Below are 18,233 nucleotides of genomic sequence, written 5' to 3' on the forward strand. Positions count from 1 at the left end.
AGCGAGTGAGGACGAATCAGAGGGGCATCAGGTCGTGCTTGCGCGGGTTGCGCTGTACCTTCTTGTCGCGCAGCATCGTCAGCGCCTTGCGGATCTCGAGGCGGGTGGTCGAGGGCTCGATCACCGCGTCGATATAGCCGCGCTCGGCGGCGATGTAGGGCGTCGCGATGTTCTCGTTGTAGAAGTTGATCAGCTGCCTGCGCACCGCGGGGGCGTTCTCGCCCGCGGCCTCGATCTGCCGGCGTCCGATGAGGTCCACCGCACCCTCGGCGCCCATCACCGCGATGCGGGCGGTGGGCCAGGCGAAGTTGATGTCGGCACCCAACTGCTTGGACCCCATGACGGCGTAGGCGCCGCCGTACGCCTTCCGGATCACGACCGTCACCTTCGGCACGGTCGCCGTCACGAACGCGAAGATGAACCGGCCACCGCGCTTGATGACGCCGATCCGCTCCTGCTCGAGTCCCGGGAGGAATCCCGGGGTGTCGACCGCGAACACCAGCGGGATGTCGAAGGCGTCGCAGATGCGGATGAAGTGCGCCGCCTTGTCCGACGCCTGGGCGTCGAGCGCCCCCGCCGCGACCAGCGGCTGGTTCGCGATGACTCCGACGGTGCGGCCGTCCACGCGGGCGAAGCCGGTGATGATGTTCAGCGCGACCTGTCCGCCGATCTCGTGGAACTCACCGTCGTCGAAGATCCTCAGCAGGATGTCGTGCATGTCGTAGCCGGCGTTGTCGGCGTCGGGAATGAACGTGTCCAGATCGCGGTCGGACGCCGTGATCTCCGGTTCGAGACCCGGGTTGACGATCGGCGGCTTCTCCATGCAGCTCGACGGCAGGAAGCTGAGGTACTCGCGCACCCACTGGAACGCGGCCTTCTCGTCCGGCGCGACGTGGTGCAGGTTGCCGTACTGCGCCTGGTTCCGGGCGCCACCGAGTTCCTCGAGGCTGACGTCCTCGCCCGTGATCTTCCGGACCACGTCGGGTCCGGTGACGAACATGTACGACTCCTCGGTGGCCACCAGCACGTCGGTGTTGATCGGCGCATACACCGCACCGCCCGCGCACTTGCCGAGGATCATCGAGATCTGCGGGCACATCCCGGACAGCGGCTCCTGCCGACGGCCGAGCTCCGCGTACCAGGCCAGCGAGGTCACCGCGTCCTGTACCCGGGCTCCGCCCGAGTCGTTGATGCCGACGCAGGGGCAGCCGATCTTCGCGGCGAACTCCATGATCGCGGCCACCTTACGTCCGAACATCTCACCGACGGAGCCACCGAACACGGTCTGGTCGTGCGAGAACACCGCGACGGGGCGTCCGTCGACGGTCCCGTGGCCGGTGACGACGCCGTCGCTGTAGAGGGCGTTCGGGTCGCCGGGCTGGCGCATCAGTCCGCCGACCTCGATGAAAGTTCCCGGGTCGAGCAGCATGTCGATGCGCTCGCGCGCGCTCGGGATGCCCTTCTTCGCGCGCTTGGCGACAGCCACGTCGCCCGCGGGTTCCTTCGCCAGCGCGAGCTTTTCGCGCAGTTCGGCAAGCTTCTCTGCGGTAGTGGTGGTCACTGATGCGCTCCGGTTCCGGCGGCCTGGATCGCCGCCAGCTTCTTGGTGAGGTCGGCACCGACCTTCGCGATGTACGGCTCGTCGACGATCTGGATGTGATCGCCGCCCACGTGGATGATCTCCAGGTTCTTCACCGCGTCACCCCAGCCGCCGTCCGGCTTGCGGGTCTTGAACGCAGGCTCCAGGTTCATCACGTCGTCGTGGTACCGGTCGGCCATGTACAGGACGACGTCGCCGTCGTACTGCTCCAGCTCGGCGGTCTGGATCGCTCGGTTGTCGAGCCACGACGTCCGCTGATGCTCGATGATCCCACCCGGAATCTTCGTGCCGCTCAGCTTGAGGAGTTCCGTGAGGATCTTGATCTGCTCTTCGTCACTCTCCGCCGCAGCGAGCTTGTCGTACGGCAGCGGGTAGTCCACGTTGTACGTCTTCTTCGCGAACGCGGCGTACCGCTGCCAGCGCTTACGGATCTCGTCGGGGGTGTCCTCGACCTTCTCCCCGGCCATTACCGTGTCGATCAGCCCGACGATCCGGACGTCTGCACCCGACTCGCGCAGCAGCTTCGCCACCGCATAGGCCAGCACACCGCCCAGCGACCAGCCGTACAGCACGTACGGTCCGTTGCCCTGGATCTCACGGATCAACGGCAGGTACTCGGCCGCCCGGACGTCGATCGGCCCCTCGGTGCGCTCGAACCCGTACATCGGCGTGCCCTCCGGCAGACGCTTCAGCAGCGGCTCGTACGCGACGGTCGAACCACCGGCCGGGTGGAACACGAACACGGGGACGGCGTCGGAGCCCTCCGGGCGGGGCCGCAGGGCGCGGACCAGACCGTCGATCTTGCCGGAATCCTCGAGGAATCCGCGCACCACGTTGGCCAGTTCCTCGATGGTCGTGGAATCGAGAACGTCGTCGAACGTGATCTCGCCGTTCGCGCGTTCCGACAGACGAGCCGCGAGCTTCTCCGCCTGCTCGTCGCCCAGGATCGGCAGCGTGTTGAAGATGCCCTTGGCGGACTCACCCGTGACGACGGCCCACGTCGCGAACGTCAGGCGCTCGGCGGCGTCGCGCGGTGGAACGTCACCGTCCGCCACCGGTGCCTGCGTGGTCTCCGGGGTCCCTGGCACCTCCGCGATCTCGGGCACCGGGGTGCCCGCGATGATCGCCTCAGCCTCCGCTTCCACCGACGTGTCCTCGGCGTCGAGCGCCGACCCGGAGACGTCCTCCGCGTCACGGTCGGCCTCCGCCGCCTCCGCGTCACGGTCGGCCTCCGCGGCCTCCGCCGCTTCCTTCTCCGCCTTCTGCTGATCGGCCAGCGCCTGCACCTCTTCGCGGTTCTCGACCGCGTAGCGCAGGTACTTGGCGACCTCCATCAGGTTGGCGTCCTTGACGGCCTGCAACTGCAGCTGCGGGATGTCGAACTCGTACTCGACGCGGTTCTTGATGCGAACGGCCATCAGCGAATCGAGGCCCAGTTCGATGAGCGGGATCTCGGCGGGCAGGTCTTCCGGGGCGTAGCCCATGGACTCGGCGACGATCAGTGCGAGCCGGTCTTCCAACGTCTGCGATCCGTTCGGATCCCACTTGTCGCCGATGTCCTCGACGACCTCCGGCAGTTCCTCCACCGGCGACGTCGCCTGCACCGGCGCCGCGAGAACCGGTTCGGGCAGCGCCTCACCGGACGTGACGGCGGCGTCGAACAGCAGTGTGAAACTCGCGCCGCTCTTCGCGTGCACCTGCAGCGACGCACCACCCGGATGCGGGTTGAGTGTGGTGGTGAGCGTTCCCTCCGCCGGAGCGTGCGCGTGCAGGACCGACGCGGCGAGCGTCACGTCCGACAGCACCTGGGACGCAGCGGCGGTGACCAGAGCGGGCAGGTCGGTGACCGCACCGGCCTGGACCTCCCACACGTGGCGACCGTCCGGCAGCGACACGTGCGCGCCCGGGACACGGGTGTTGCCGCTCGAATCGATCCGGGTCTCCACCCAGTACGGCTTGCGGATCCATGCGGTCCGCGGCACGGCCGCGAAGTCGCCGCCCGGCAGCAGCGACGACAGGTCGACGGCATGCCCGTGCACGTACAGCTGCGCGAGCGCGGCGAGGACACCGAGCGGCTCGTCCTCCTTGCGCTTGAGCGTCTGGATGAGTTGCATGTCGTGCAGACCGGCGTCGAATGCGGTGGCCGCCACGGACATCAGGGCCACCGGGTTGGGTGCCAGCTCCACGAAAGTGGTGTGCCCGCTACCCACGGCGAGGCGGACCGCGTTGGTGAAGTACACGCTGTGGCGCAGACCCTTGGTCCAGTACTCCTCGCGGTGGATCGGCTCGTGGCCGGCGCGGTAGTAGGTGTCCTGGTCGACCGACGAGTACACACCCAGCTTCAGCTTGGTCGGCTCGATGCCGGCCAGCTCCGCGGCCAGTTCACCCAGCAACGGATCGACCTGCGAGGTGTGGCTGGCGCCCTTCGTCTTCAGGACGCGGGCCATCTTCTCTTCGCCCTCGGCGCGCGCCACGATTGCGTTGACCTCGGGTTCCGGGCCACCGATCACGGTGTGTGTCGGGGCCGCGTACACGCAGACCTCGAGGTGGGGGAAGTCGGTGAGGACGGTCTCGATCTCGGACGCGCTGTATTCGACGAGCGCCATCAGACGGATGTCGTCGCCCTCGAGCGTGGCCTCGGCCTCACCCATCAGGCGGGACCGAGCGCAGATCACCCGCACGGCGTCCTCGAGCGGCAGACCGCCCGAGATGTACGCCGCCGCGGCCTCACCCATCGAGTGCCCGACGACGGCTTCCGGCTCGGCGCCGTGGTGACGCAGCAGGGCCGCCAGACCGATCTGGATGGTGAAGATGCCGACCTGCGAGGTCTCGACGTCGTAATCGATCGCGTCGTCGAGAAACTTCTCCTTCATGGAGTAGCCGGCCTCGTCCTCGATGAGCGCGTCGACCTCGTCGATGGCCGCGGCGAAGACCGGGTTCTCCAGATAGAGCTGCTTGGCCATCTTGCGGTGCTGCGAACCGAAGCCCGACAGCACCCAGACGGCCCCCTTCGACGACGGCGAGTCCGCGGTGAACACACCCTGACCGGGCTTGCCTGCGGCGACGGCGCGCAGACCGGTGATGGCCTCGGCGCGGGTTTTCGCGAGTACCGCGGCACGCGAGCGGCCGTGGTTGCGGCGTGCGAGAGCGCGGGCGACGTCGGTGAGCGCGGTGGTGCTGCCCTCTTCCGTCTCCAGCCAGTCGGCCAGATCCGCGGCGGCACGGCGGCGACGCGACGGCAGCGCACCCGACACCGCGAGAACGACCGTCGGCTCGACGGCCTCGGACACCGATGTTTCGGTGGGAACGGCGGGGGCCGGAGCGGCCGGCTCGGCCGCCTCGTCCACAGCCGGCCCGGTGTACTCGCGCACGACGACATGCGCGTTGGTTCCACCGAAACCGAACCCGGACACACCGGCGACGGCGGAGCCGGTGTAGCGCGGCCACGCTGCGCCCTCGGGGATGACCTGCAGGTGTGCCTTGTCGAAGGCGATGTACGGGTTGGGTCCGGCGAAGTTCAGCGTCGGCGGCAGGGTGTCTTCCTGCATCGACAACACGACCTTGATCAGACCCGCGGCGCCCGCGGCCGCCTCCAGATGACCGAAGTTGGTCTTCGCCGAACCGAGCAGCGCCGGCTTGTCGTCGGCGCGCCCACGACCGACGACGCGCCCGAGCGCATCCGCCTCGATGGGATCGCCGAGGATGGTGCCGGTGCCGTGCGCCTCGATGTAGTCGACGCCGGCCGGGTTGATACCCGCGTCGCGGTAGGCGTGCCGCAGCACGTCGGCCTGCGCGTCGGGATTCGGTGCCGCGAGACCGTTCGAGCGGCCGTCCTGGTTGACCGCGCTGCCGGCGATGACGGCGAGGATCTCGTCGCCGTCCCGCTCGGCGTCCTCGAGACGCTTCAGGACGACGAGACCGCCGCCCTCGGCGCGGATCATGCCGTCGGCGTCGGAGGAGAACGCCTTGATACGGCCGTTGGGGGCCATCACACCCAGCTGGTCGAAGCCCAGCGTCGCGGGCGGGGCCACGAGCATGTTTACGCCGCCGGCAAGCGCGAGATCCGACTCACCGGACCGCAGCGAGCGCACCGCCTGGTGCACCGCCACCAGCGACGACGAGCACGCCGTGTCGAGTGCGATGGACGGTCCGCGGAAGTCGTAGAAGTACGAGACACGGTTCGCGACGATGGACGTCGACGTACCGGTCAGCGCGTACGGATGCGCATGGACGGGATCGCTGACCGCGAGCAACTGGTAGTCGTTGGCCGAGCTGCCGATGAACACACCGACCTGCTCGCCCTTGAGGTCGCTGGCCGGGATACGGGCATGCTCGAGCGCCTCCCACGTCAGTTCCATCGCCAGACGCTGCTGTGGATCGACGTTCGCGACCTCCAGCGGGGACATCGCGAAGAACTCCGCATCGAACGTCTTCACGTCGTCGAGGTAGCCGCCCTGCGTGTTGGCCTTCTCGACGGCGGCCTTGATCTGCGGGTCGGAGGTGAACTCCTCCCAGCGGCCCTCGGGCAGGTCGGAGATGCCGTCGCGACCCTCCGCCAGCATCCGCCACATCTCGGCGGGAGTCGTTCCCGCCCCAGGGAACCGCGAGGCCAGGCCGACGATCGCGATGTCGTGCGCGTCCGACGTCGCCGCCGACGTGTAGTACGCGGCGTCCGTCGAGTCGTCGGGCTGCTCGGGTTCGCCCTCGATGATGCGGGTGGCCAGCGACGCGATGGTGGGGTGCTGGTACGCGACTGTCGCCGTGAGCGTGACGCCGACCAGTTCCTCGATCTCGCCACTGAGTGCGACGGCGTCGCGAGACGACAGACCGAACTCCTCCATCGGGCGGTCGTCGGTGATCTGACCGACCGGTTGCCCGGTTGCGTCGGCAATCCAGTTGCGCAGCCAGTCACGCAGCTGCGCGACCGTCATGTCACCTGTGTTGCCAGTGACCTTCCCCGTCGCTTCGCTCGCCCCGACCACATTCCCCGTCGCTTCGCTCGCCCCGGTCCGGTCGTCATCTTTTTCAGCCATCAACTCACCAAGCTACCCGTCAGGAAGTGGACTATTCGGAAACGCTATCGGGGAAGGCCGTCTGCGTGTATCCGCCGCGCAGGGTGCCCTCGATGTAGCTCGCCTTGCACGCGCGGCGGGCGATCTTGCCGCTCGACGTACGAGGAATCGAGCCCGCGGGCACCAGCAGGATGTCGCGCGCGGTGACCCCGTGCCTGGTCGACAACGCGGCCCGCACGGTGTCGGCGACGGGCTGCGGGTCGGCCTTGCCCGCACCCGGTGCGCGCTCGGCCACGATCACGAGTTGCTCGGCCGAATCGTCCGCGTCGTAGTTCAGACCCGACTGCGTGTTCTCGAACACGACGGCGGGCAGCTGGTTGGCCGGGACCGCGAACGCGGCGACGAAGCCGGGACGCAGCGCGGTGCTGGCCTCCTGCGCCGAGAACTCGAGGTCCTGCGGGTAGTGGTTGCGGCCGTCGACGATCACGAGGTCCTTGACGCGGCCCGTGATGAACAGCTCACCGTCGATGTACACGCCGTAGTCGCCGGTGCGCATCCAGTTGGCGTCCTCGGGCGTGCCCTCCGCGTGGCTGCCCTCGGCGAGCCGGTTGGTGAGCTTGTTGTGGAACGTCTCGGCGGTCTCGTCGGTACGACCCCAGTACCCGATGCCGATGTTCTCGCCGTGCAACCAGATCTCCCCGACCCGGTCGTCGGGCTGCTCGATGCGCGACTCCGGGTCGACGATGGCAGCCCACTGGCTGCGCGCGACGTACCCGCAGGACACCTGCGGAATGGCGTTCTCGGCGTCCTGGTCCACCTTCACGACGCGGCCGGCGTTGAGCTCGTCACGATCGACGTAGATGACGCGGGCCTCGTCCGAGTGCCGGGTGGAGGACACGAACAGGGTGGCCTCGGCCATGCCGTACGACGGCTTGATCGCCGTCTTCGGCAGCCCGTACGGCGCGAACGCCTCGTTGAACTTGCGCATCGACGACGTGGTCACCGGCTCGCTGCCGTTGATCAGGCCGATGACGTTGCTCAGGTCGAGGCTCTCGCCGTTCTTCGGCAGACCGCGGGCGGCCGCGTGCTCGAACGCGAAGTTGGGTGCGGCCGCGAACGTGCCCGCACCGTCGGACACCGCTGCCAGCTCCTTGATCCACCGATACGGCCGCTGCACGAACGCGCGCGGACTCATGATGGTGATGTACTTGCCGCCCAGGGCGGGCAGGATGACCGTCAGCAGCCCCATGTCGTGGAACAGCGGCAACCAGGTGACGCCACGCGAGTTCTCGTTGAGCTCGATGGAGTCGACCATCTGCAGCGCGTTGGTGCCCACCGCGCGGTGCGTGATCTCCACACCGGCGGGCACGCGGGTCGAGCCGGACGTGTACTGCAGGTAGGCGATGTCGTCGAGGTCGATCTCGGGGCGCACCCAGGATTCGCCGACGCTGTCGGGGATGGCGTCGACGGCGATGATCCGGGGACGCTCGGCCGCCGGGAGGGACCGGAAGAACTGCCGAACACCCGCGGCGGAGGAGGTGGCCGTGAGGATGGCGGCAGGCTTGCAGTCACCGAGGACAGCGTGCAGGCGGTCGGTGTGGCCGGGCTCGTCCGGGTCGAACAGGGGCACCGAGATGGTTCCGGCGTGGATCGCGGCGAAGAAGGAGATGACGTAGTCGAGACCCTGCGGCGCCAGGACTGCGACTCGGTCGCCGGGCTTGGTGACCTGCTGGAGGCGAGCCGCGACGGCCCGCAACCGGTGACCGAACTGTTCCCAGGTCAGCTCCTGCGCTTCGCCGTCTCGGTCGCGCGAATAATCGATGTAGCGGTATGCCAGCTCGTCCGAGTTCTCCCGGGTGTGCCGCTGGACGTAATCGACCAGCGTGCTTCCCGAGTCGAGCCTGATATGGCCCGTCTCGTCGATAAAATCATCGAACTTCGCGTTCATTCCATCTCCTCCGAAGCGATCACACAGGCATGCCACCGGCATGACTGCGCCCCAGACTTCCTTCGCCGAATCGGATCTTGTACAACTCGCGGGGAATGCCGTAACACGCCACTCACCCGAATAAGTTCATCGAGTCCAAACCATCGATATGTTACAGATTGGCATCGCCGCCCTCGGTACGCTGCGTCTACTCGCCCTTCAATTGCGAGATGATCGGCGCGAACGCTTCCATCTGTGTGGGGAACACACCGACGTAAGACATTGTCGTCTTTTCTCGCACCATACGGATCTGATCGGCGATCTCCTCGAAGCTTCCGATCGCGAGATAAGGCGAGCTCAGGATGTCTTCGACGGACAGCTTGGTGTCGACCTCGATGTTCGGCGGGAAGCCCTGGTCGAGGGCGGCGAGCGCCATCTCGGCGGTCTGCTCCCGGTCGTCGGTGATGACGATCGTGGTGATGGTCCAGTTCAGTTCGATGTCGTCGAATCGGTCTCCGGCGGCCTCACGGATCCGGTCGACTCGTTCCATCGTTTTGTCGAGCGTGACCCCCGACAGCAGCAGCTTGCCTTCCTTGCTGGTCGGCGTGGCCACGGAGATGATGTCGGCGTACTTGGCGGCGAGGGCCAGCATCTTCGGGCCGCCACCACCGACAGCGATGGGGGGGCGCGGACCCTGCCGCGGCCGTGGGCTGCCCGTCAGTCCCTTGATCTGGTAGTACTTGCCGTCGAAGTTGCACTCCTGGCCGCGCAGCAGCACGTCGAGGATTTGCAGGGACTCCTCGAGCTTGGCGATCCGGACGCCCGGGCGTTCGTACTCGATGCCGCCCTTGTCGAACTCTTCCTTCATCCAGCCCGCGCCGATGCCCAGTTCGAGGCGGCCGCCCGACAGCACGTCGATGGTGGCGGCGTCCTTGGCGAGAATCGCCGGGTGCCGGAAGCCGTTGGCGAGGACGGCGGTGCCGAGGCGGATCTTGTCGGTGGCGACCGCGAGCGCCCCGAGCGCAGCGATCGGTCCGACCTGGTTGCCCAGGTGATCGGGGATCATGAAGCTGTCGAATCCGAGTTCCTCGGCCTTCTGCGCGAGCTTGACGAACCGACGCGCGCCGCCCTCGTCTGCGTTGCCCTCTCCGCCTGCCGCGAATCGGAACTTACGCAACGAGCTGGCGTCGGAACTCATGAATAGCTTCTCCTGTGGTGAAACGCCCCCGTTTCAGGACGTGAACATCGGTGGGTCGGGCACCGGTGGTACCGCAACAGTGCAGCACTCTACCGGTGCCGGGAAACGCACACTACCGGCCAGTACACGTCTCGTCTCTCTGTTTGGGACGTTTCACGGCTCACCGGCCACGGTGAACTCATCCGCCACAAAATCAACTGTGGGCCGGGGTCGGGGCGGCCTCGATCTTCTCGGCGGCCCAACCGGCGATCCACTGCGTCGCGGTGGTGCCGGAGTCGTCCACCACGTACGAGTTGTACATCGCATGGACGGGGTTGTTGTTGTACTCGAGAAGTCGCAGCCCGCTGCCGATCCAATTGCTCGGCTTCAGCGCCTGCGCCGGGGCGTCGCAGATTCCGTCCGACGGGGCACAGATCTCGACTGCCCGATCGGTGAGATCCCCGAAACCGCCTGGCCGGGCACCGGTCATCGTGATGCCGGGGATCTGCAGTCCGGCCAGCGACAGTTCGGCGCCGACGCCGGCGACCGGCTGCCCGACGTTCGTCGCGGCGGCCGGGTCGCGGCGACCATCCGCGATGAGCCCGACACCCAGCACCAGATCCGCCGGAACGGGCCCGTTACCAGCGCCGATGCTCGACGCAACGTCACCGGCGATGACCGCGCCCTGGGAGAATCCGGTGAGCAGGAAGCTGGTGAGGGGGCACTCGGCGTGCCGGCGCACCAGGATGTCGTTGGTGGCGGCCGTACCGGCGCCGCGGCTGTTGTTGTACGACTGCTGCCCGTCCGGCGGGAACGCGACCGGGTTCGAGAACTGAGCGACGTACGGAACGGTGTACACGTCGGCGCGCGACGACGGGAACTGCTCCTGCAGGGGTCGCGACACGTTGAGCATCAGCGACGCCGGATTGGCCGTGGGGTTGTACGGATCGTCCGTGGCGCTGGACTCCCAGGTGCCCGGGACGACCACCACCTGGACGTCGGGACAGCTCGCCGGCTGGGCGTTGGGACGTTCGGGACCGGGCGGGGTCGGGATCGGCTTGGGCAGCCTCCCGGCGAGGAGATACCAGAGCGCGATCACTGCGACGAGAATCACCAGCAGGATCACGATCAGCACCGTCAGCTTGCGCAGGAGGCTGCTCTTCTTCTTCTGCGTTCCGCGCCCGGTCGACGTCATCGGCGTCTACTTGCAGTAGGTCGCGTGGGCGACATCCATGTACGTCTGTGCGTTGGCCGTGGCCTGCTCCTGGGTCAGTTCCTGACCCGCAGCGGACGCTTCGGTGCCGACCATCGCTGTGACGAACACCATCGTGTCGGCGTCGCTCTTGCCTTCGGCCTTGGCCTGGCAGATGAAGTCGGCGGTGCTCACGGCCATCGTGCCGTCGGCGGCCGGCGCGATGCCCTTGCTCTTCAGCGCGTCGAGGAACTTCTGGCCGTCGGCGCTGACCGGGACCTCACTGGGGCCGGGGAAATCGTTCGGAACCGCTTCGGGCTGCTTCGGCGGCGCCGTCGCCGCCTCGCCGGGGCTCGTCACCGGCGCCGAGGCCGAAGCCGACGCCGACGCCGACGCCGAAGCCGAAGCGCTGGGCGCGGCGGACGCCGAACTCTCGGCGGTGCTGGACGCAGCAGCGGATGTCGTTGCGCTGGTGGACGGATTGGACGTCGCCGTGGAGTCGTCGCTACCGCACCCGACCAACAATCCGCTCGCTGCGACGGCGAGCGCGCCTACCGCGATCGCCCGTCGGAAGGTGGTGCTGATACGTGAGTGCTGCGGCATCTATTTCCGTCCTTGCTTTCCAAGTCGTTGTCTCTCGACAGGGTACAGACGCAGATCGGGCGGAACCCTGGTCTACCGAACCCGGCTCCGCCCGCTGCGCGTGAGATTTCTAGTGTTGCCGGGCCATCAGTGAATCTCGGCTTTGTTGTCGATCACTGTGACGTAACCGGTCTGGAAGTTCTGCTGGACACCGCCGGGAATGGCGAACTTGTCGCTGATCGGGAATCCGAGCCGGCCGCCCTCGTAGCCCGCGCTCTTCCAGGCGTCGAAGATCGGTCCGTTCTCGACGGCCCAGGCGCCCGACCGCGGACTCCAGTAGATGTTGCCGTTCTCGAACTGGTTGAACCTGCCGCCGTCCTTGACGGCGATCTCGCTGGTCTTCGGGAATCCGAGCCAGCCGCCCTCGTAGCCGAGTTCGGCGTACTTGCCCATGATCATTCCCTGCACGCCGTGGGTGCCGTTCGTGGGACTGAAGTACATGGCGCCGATCTCGAAGCCCTGCACCGCACCGTCCTTGCCGGGGGTGGGAACTTCCTCGGCCACCGGGTACCCGAGGGGTCCACCCTCCCAGCCCTGGCGCGCCCACTCGTCGCGGATCGCGCCGCGGACGGCGTGCGCGCCGGTCTGCGGCGTCCAGTAGATGGAACCGTGCTCGAAGTGGTTGAAGCGACCGCGGCCGTCGGGGGTGCCCAGCTCCGGCGTCGTCGGGTAGCCGAGCGGCCCGCCGGGACCACCGGTCGCCTGGTAGACGCCGCCGATGGCACCGGCTACCGGCTGGGCGCCGGTGTCGGACTTCGCGAAGATCCGGCCGTTGCGGAAGTCCTGGACCGTTCCGCCCGCGAGGCTGTACTCGGGGGTGAGGCAGTCACCGATCCACGGGTTGGCGCCCGCAACCCCGGCGATGGAACCACCGGTGGTGCAGGCCGGCTTCTCGGGTTCGACGTCGACGGCGCCGGCAAGCTGCGGCCACAGCTGGTGCAGTTCGAACTGCCAGTACGGCCACGAGTGGGTACCGGACGGCCGGTAGTTGACCTGTGCCGGGATGCCCAGCTTGTTGAGCTTGGTCGCGAAGGTCTGGGAGGTGAGGCGAGAGAGGATCTCGAGCCCCATACCCGCGTAGTTGGTGCTGACACCGGGGATCCCGGACGGCTGATCGTACGGCCCGGTGGTTCCGCTGCCGCTGGAGATGTAGAGGCTGACGCCCTTGAGCTTGTCGGCAAGCAGATAGGGGTCGTGCTCCTCCCACGCCGAGCTGGTCGGGGGACCCCACATCGCGTTCGCATCGAATCCGCCCGCGTCGCTCATCGCGTACGCGACGGCCTGCGGCATGCCGAGCGCGGTGGTGGTGAGCATGCCCGACAACGAGGCGGCGAACTTGAAGAATCCGTGGTTGCGGGCCGCGAGGAACATCGCGGACGTGCCGCCCATCGAGAGACCGACCACGCCGCGGGTCTGGGTGGTGCGCCAGTCGCTCTCGAGGATCGGGGGCAGTTCCTTCGTGAGGAACGTCTCCCACTGGTAATTCTGGCCGTTGTCCTGGGCCACCCAGTCGGAGTAGAAGCTGGACTGCCCGCCCACCGGGAGGACGACGTTGATGTTCTTGTCGGCGAAGAACGATTGGGCGTCGGTCTCGAGAGTCCAGCCGTTCTCGTTGTCCTGCGCGCGGAGACCGTCGAGCATGTAGACGGACGGGAACTTCTCCGTCGGCTTCGAGTTCCAGTCGCGCGCCAGCAGCATCTGCACCTGGATCGGCACCCCCATCGACGGGGAGTTGATCCAGATCGCGACGCGACGGTCGGAGAGCCAGTCGACGTGATGGATCGTCGCGCCGGTGGGCGCCTGCGTTGTCACCGGCGCCTGCGCGGCGGCGGGTGCCGCGTGGACGACCGGGAGAGCCGACGCGGTGGCGGTCTGGGTGAACCCGACCGCCACCGGCACCACGAGCACGGCGGCAAGCGAGGCGAGCGTCCGCCTTCGAACATTTCCGGCCGACGAACGCTGACGTCCTGCCCTGAACAGGCCTACTCGCATGACGGTCACTCTCTCTCTGCGCGTCGAGGCCGGAGCACGGAGCACGGCCTCGCGTTCCGGTTCTTTCTACACGCAAACAACAGACGAGTGGGGGTGCCGCGCTGTTACAGCTGGTGCAATTGTTACGTCCCAGCTACCCGATCGTGTTGCCGAGGTCGCCGGCCAGATCGTGGATCTGCTGCTGCCAGTAACGCCACGTGTGGATGCCGCGGGGCGGGAAGCTGTAGGTGACGTTCTGCGCGCCGAGGGTCGCCATCTTGACCTGGAACGCACGGGTGTTCGCCAGCGACAAAGCCTCGAGGCTCGCACCGGTGGTGGCGTTGAACACGTCCAAACCGCTGGTCGGCGCCGGGCCACCGGGGGCAGGGATGCCGTTGGCGGCCGACACCCACAGGCGGGTGTTGTTGTCGCGGAGCTTGTTCGCGAACACGAACGGGTCGTTGCGCAGCCACGCCGGGTTCCACGGCGGGCCCCACATGGCGTCGACGTTGTAGCGCCCGGCGTCGAGCATCGCGACACGGATCGCCTCACGCATACCCGGGGCGGAGATGTTCAGGTACCCCGACAGCGATCCGGCGTAGTTGAACTGCTCCGGGTGGTAGGCGGCGAGGGTGAGCGCCGCGCTGCCGCCCATCGACAGGCCGATGACGCCGTTGCGGGTCGACTGGAAGCCCAGCCGGTTCGCCAGCGCGTCACGGAGCTCCTCGGTGAGGAACGTCTCCCACTTGTACGGCGTCTTCTGGCCGTTGAAGTTCGAGTTCGACAACCAGTCGGAGTAGAAGCTGGACTGCCCACCGACCGGCTGGACGACGTTGATGTTCTGCGAGGCGAGGAACGGACCCGCGTCGGTGTTGATCTCCCAGCCGCTCAGGTCGTCCTGCGCACGCAGACCGTCGAGCAGGTAGACGACGCGGTTGGTGTTGCCGTCGGCGGCACGCCAGATGCGGCTCTTGACCGGACCCATGCTGGAGTCGACCCAGACGTCCTGCGCGGCGGGGTCGAAGGCGGCGGATGCGGTTGCGCCGCCGCCCACCATGGTCACGCCCAGAGGCAGTGCGACCGCCAGAGCAATTGCGGCGGCAGTACGCCTGGCCCATCCGCTTGTTCTCGTCGAACCCCCAACTCGCATGAACTCGTCTTCCCTCCGCTTGATGCGTCTTGCGCCGCGGCCGCGGCAACCACTCGATAACTCTCGTGAAAATCTCACGTACAGACGCCACCCGCACAGCGATCACTGCGCGGGTGGCGTCTCGACGGAATCACCTTACTGACAAAACGTTCCGTTGTGCACTCCCGGGGGCGAACGGATTCCGAGGCATTCCTCTCACCCCTCCGATGTGGGACGGTGCACTTCAGAACGCACGAGTGCCGCCCCGCCGGTGAGGCGGGGCGGCAGTCGCCACGAACATGGTGGCGTCTAGATCACCAGGCGCCGAGCGTGTCCAGGATCTGGCCACGAGCCTTCCACAGCTCCGCACCCCAGTACGGCCACGAGTGCGTGCCGTTGGCCGGGAAGTCGAAGGTGGCCGGGACACCGAGGCTGGCCAGACGCACCTGGAAGGCGCGGGTGTTGGCCAGGGCGAGGGCTTCGAGACCCATGCCGTTCGCGGTGTTGTAGTAGTCGATCGGAGCGCTCGGGTGGTCGAATTCGCCGGGCAGACCGCTGGCGGCCGAGATGAACATCGACAGGCCGTTCAGGCGCGGAGCGAACACGAACGGGTCGTTGCGCAGCCACGCCGGGTTCCACGGCGGGCCCCACATCGAGTCGACGTTGAAGCGGCCGGCGTCGAGCATCGCCACACGGATCGCCTCACGCATACCGGGAGCCGAGATGTTCAGGTACCCGGACAGCGAACCGGCGAACTTGAACTGGTCGCGGTGGTACGCCGCGAGCGTGAGGGCGGCGCTGCCACCCATCGACAGGCCGAGGACGGCGTTGTTGGTGCGCGAGACGCCGTAGTTGGCCAGGAAGTCGGGCAGTTCCTGCGTCAGGAACGTCTCCCACTTGTAGGTGACGGGCTGTCCGTTGAAGTTGCTCGCCGAGTACCAGTCCGAGTAGAAGCTGGACTCGCCACCGACAGGCATGACCAGGGTCACGTTGTCGTTGCGGTACTGGTCGAATGCGTTGGTCTCGAAGCTCCACGCGTTGCGGTCGTTGCGGGCACGCAGGCCGTCGAGCAGGTACAGCGCGGAGCTACCGCCGCGGGCCGCCCACTGGACCTGGACCTTGATCGGACCCATGGAAGAGGGAACCCACAGTTCCTCGTAGCCACCGGCCGGCGCGGTCTTGGCGGGACCCGCGTGCGTCGGTGCTGCTGCGGCGACGGCTCCACCAGCGATTCCTGCGCCCACAGGCAGTACCAGTGCGACGGCACCGATGGCCATCGCACGCTGCTTGAGGCGCTGAGACAACCTCGGTCTGGCAAAACGCATGAATACTGCTCTCTCTCTTCGTCTGCGGACTCCGCCAACTGGGCGGCTCCGGCGGATTCCGTCGGGGAACAGGCGACCTGCCAACCCGGGCATGAAGCCAGGTCGGCAGCGGACCTCTTCCAAGTCACACTGCGCTTGGTGGACTGTATGTCACCCAAAGTTCCCTGACAAACGCTCGCAGAACGTTTTCCGGAGAACTTCCAGACCACCGTTACTGATGACTCATCATCGACGTACATCGTCGCCGACAGTTCCAGCGTTACACGAACGAGATCTGATGTTCCGACATCGAGATCTGCCCGGGACACCGCAGTGACACGGGCCCCGCCCGGTTCGCCCTATTTGGCCGGATCAGGGAACGGGGGTTCGAGATTGCACCGCTGAATTTCGTATGCGGGAACTCGCTCGATTCGATAACTCGCGAAATGCAGCGCGTCCTTGAAATTCTGCTTGAAACGCGGCCACGTCAGTTCCGAACGATACGACGTCAGCAGATCCTGGGTCTCGGGGCACGTGAGCGCGACCCGAGCCTCGGTCACCCAGTCCTCGTCGAGGAAGCCGGGCATCCACGGATGCTTGTCGATCATTCCCGTGTCGACCACGACCCAGTCGGGGTACAGGTTCTTGTCGTGCCCGATGCGTCCGTCGTCCATGCGGGCGGTGTGCGCGGCGAGCGGATACGCCAGACCCATCTGGTCCAGCACCCGCACGTCGAGGCCGACGTTCATGCTCGTCATGCCGAGGTTCAGGAAGTACACGGTGTGGCCTGCACCGCCGTCCGGGATCGGAAGGGGCGGTGGAACGACGAACCAGTACGTGTAGTCGGCGGAGGGGATGAGCAGGCCCCCGTCGGGGGTGTCCGCGATGGTCTGGACCATCGCCCGCATCCGCGGGTAGTCCAGGTAGTCGTCGGCACGGACCGGGTGCGCGTGTCCGGTGTTGAGAACGTAGAACGCGCGTTCGTCGACAATTCCGGAACGGCCGACAACGGCGCCTTCCGGCATTCCCGTGGTGTTGGCGGCGAAGAATGCCCACACCACGGTGCCGACCCACAGGAATGCCATTGCCAGGAAAATCGACGATTCCTTATTTCGCCCCCACGACGCACGGTCCGGAATTCGCACCGGAATAACCGCCACGGGAACGATGAAACAGAACAGGACGGGGAGGAGAACGCGGCCGTGCATGAAGTCGCCGCCCACCCGCAGCGAGTACAGACCGAGGATCAGACCGCCTCCGAGAATGAAGACGACGACGGCGTTCTGCGTGTGCAACCACCCGCGCAGGCGGGTCAGCGGATTCCCGTAGGTGTGACGAACACCATCACCGATGTGCTTGTCCCGGCCGCGCCAGGCGAGCACCGCGCCCGCGAGGAGGAACACCAGTGGCAGCCACAACAGGTAGGGGCCGAGCAGGTTCCACAGGTACGCGAAGCCCTGCGACCACTTGGCACCGCCGGCGTCCTTCGACACCGCGGTGTTGGGGTACGGGAGGGCGTAGTAGCCCATCCGCCAGATCTGGTAGCCGACCGGGACGATGCCGGCGACGAAGACCATGGCCACCCGCACCTTCCACGTCGGACCGGGCGCGAGGAAGATCATGGCCAGCGCCAGTACGCCGAGGATCGCCAGTTCCGGGCGCACGAGCGGGCCCATCCCCGCGGTGAACGCGAGGATCAGCACCGACGTGGTGGACGGGGTGGCCGCCTGGCTCCAGCGGATCAGCAACAGCCACAGCAGCGCGATCCAGAAGATGACGAGGCAGCTTTCGAGCCCCGACGTCGCGAAGTCGCGGGCCGGGGGTACCGCGATGTAGACGAGCACACCGGCGGGCATCAGGAACAACGTGCCGCCGGCGGCGAAGGACCCACCGCGGTACAGGCGGGCCGTGCCGAACATGGCCAGCACGATCGCCGCGGTCGACAGGATCAGCGCGATCGTCAGGACGACGTACTCGAGCCGGGCCTGGGAGAGCCAGCTGAACGCGTAGACGATGTACGTCCACGCGGTGCTGGTGTTGGCCTCGACACGCTCGCCCGCGTTGAAGACCGGACCGTTGCCTGCGAGCAGGTTCCGGACCGTGCGCAGCACGATCAGGCCGTCGTCGGCAATCCATCGCCGTTCCCAGGCACCCCAGAACATCAGGAGAGCCGAGATGGCCACACCCCCGAGGAAGACCACCCTCGAGAGGATGGCCTTCCGGTGGCGTTCGGTGGTCCGCTCCGCGGCGGCGTCCGAATCCTCGGCGCCTCCTACCAA

The 18,233-nt window shown here is 67.2% G+C and carries 10 protein-coding genes; all 10 read right to left on the minus strand.

What is annotated here, in order from left to right; all coding sequences use genetic code 11:
• Positions 1 to 16 precede the first annotated feature (16 nt).
• A complete protein-coding gene (locus H0B43_RS16135; protein WP_185727013.1) occupies positions 17 to 1,561 on the minus strand; it encodes an acyl-CoA carboxylase subunit beta in 1,545 nt (514 codons plus the stop codon).
• On the minus strand, positions 1,558 to 6,531 hold the full coding sequence (gene pks13, locus H0B43_RS16140) for a polyketide synthase Pks13 (protein WP_185727012.1): 4,974 nt from the start codon (positions 6,529 to 6,531) through the stop codon (positions 1,558 to 1,560). The genes H0B43_RS16135 and pks13 overlap by 4 nt, the downstream gene beginning before the upstream one ends.
• Positions 6,532 to 6,664: 133 nt before the next feature.
• Complete coding sequence (gene fadD32, locus H0B43_RS16145) at positions 6,665 to 8,560, minus strand: long-chain-fatty-acid--AMP ligase FadD32 (protein ID WP_185727011.1); 1,896 nt, start codon at positions 8,558 to 8,560, stop codon at positions 6,665 to 6,667.
• A 187-nt stretch (positions 8,561 to 8,747) separates the two neighbouring features.
• Positions 8,748 to 9,737, minus strand: coding sequence for an LLM class F420-dependent oxidoreductase (locus tag H0B43_RS16150; RefSeq protein ID WP_185727010.1), 990 nt, complete (start codon positions 9,735 to 9,737; stop codon positions 8,748 to 8,750).
• A 193-nt stretch (positions 9,738 to 9,930) separates the two neighbouring features.
• Entirely contained in the window at positions 9,931 to 10,911 is a 981-nt protein-coding gene (locus H0B43_RS16155; RefSeq protein WP_185727009.1) for a cutinase family protein, read from the minus strand.
• 6 nt (positions 10,912 to 10,917) lie between these two features.
• Positions 10,918 to 11,511, minus strand: coding sequence for a DUF732 domain-containing protein (locus H0B43_RS16160; RefSeq protein WP_185727008.1), 594 nt, complete (start codon positions 11,509 to 11,511; stop codon positions 10,918 to 10,920).
• A 126-nt stretch (positions 11,512 to 11,637) separates the two neighbouring features.
• On the minus strand, positions 11,638 to 13,542 hold the full coding sequence (locus H0B43_RS16165; RefSeq protein WP_185727007.1) for an alpha/beta hydrolase-fold protein: 1,905 nt from the start codon (positions 13,540 to 13,542) through the stop codon (positions 11,638 to 11,640).
• A gap of 133 nt (positions 13,543 to 13,675) precedes the next feature.
• A complete protein-coding gene (locus H0B43_RS16170) occupies positions 13,676 to 14,671 on the minus strand; it encodes an alpha/beta hydrolase family protein (protein ID WP_185727006.1) in 996 nt (331 codons plus the stop codon).
• A gap of 293 nt (positions 14,672 to 14,964) precedes the next feature.
• Complete coding sequence (locus H0B43_RS16175) at positions 14,965 to 15,975, minus strand: alpha/beta hydrolase family protein (protein ID WP_185727005.1); 1,011 nt, start codon at positions 15,973 to 15,975, stop codon at positions 14,965 to 14,967.
• 338 nt (positions 15,976 to 16,313) lie between these two features.
• Positions 16,314 to 18,233 (minus strand): flagellar motor control protein ZomB, encoded by a 1,920-nt coding sequence (gene zomB / locus H0B43_RS16180; protein ID WP_185727004.1) that lies wholly within the window; start codon positions 18,231 to 18,233, stop codon positions 16,314 to 16,316.

Source organism: Rhodococcus sp. 4CII, from assembly GCF_014256275.1.
Lineage (GTDB): Bacteria > Actinomycetota > Actinomycetes > Mycobacteriales > Mycobacteriaceae > Rhodococcus_F > Rhodococcus_F wratislaviensis_A.